Raw genomic sequence first — 593 nt, 5'->3', positions numbered from 1 at the left:
GATTGTTGTTGCCATACTACTGTCAATTGCCACAGCACTAATTGGGCCAATTACGTTTTTAGGGCTGCTGGTAGTCAATTTGGCGTATGAATTTTTGAAAACGTACCGGCACTTTTATTTGATTATCGGATCCTCACTAATCAGTATTATCGCATTGTTGGGCGGACAATTCATTGTGGAGGAAATCTTTACATTTCAGACAACAATAAGTGTGATTATTAACTTTTTTGGTGGTGTTTACTTTATTTATCTTTTATTAAAGGAGAATAAGTCATGGTAGATATTAAAGGTTTGTTTAAAAAGTATAACGATAAAAGTGTAGTCGATGATGTGTCATTAACAATTGAAAAGGGTACGATTACCTCCTTTATCGGACCAAATGGTGCTGGTAAAAGTACATTAATTTCCATGATCAGCAGATTGATTACCAAGGATGCGGGGCATATTACCATCGATGGCGAGGATATAACAAAATCAAAGAACAATGATTTAGCAAAGAAAATTTCGATATTAAAACAATCAAATTCGATAAATTTACGATTAACGATTCGCGAACTGGTTTCCTTTGGGCGATTCCCTTACTCACAAGGAAA

General features: G+C 35.1%; 2 protein-coding genes. Both read left to right on the top strand.

Features of this window, described 5'->3' with window-relative positions; genetic code table 11:
• Positions 1-280: iron chelate uptake ABC transporter family permease subunit (locus AC3G7N_RS21870; RefSeq protein WP_489424228.1), on the top strand; the 280-nt coding region annotated here is incomplete at its 5' end.
• On the top strand, positions 274-593 hold a 320-nt coding region (locus tag AC3G7N_RS21865), incomplete at its 3' end, for an ATP-binding cassette domain-containing protein (RefSeq protein WP_489424227.1). The genes AC3G7N_RS21870 and AC3G7N_RS21865, both read left to right, overlap by 7 nt.

This window comes from Virgibacillus carmonensis (assembly GCF_057836705.1).
The sequence above is the reverse complement of the archived record's forward strand: the minus strand, read 5'-3'. Positions and strand labels throughout refer to the sequence as shown.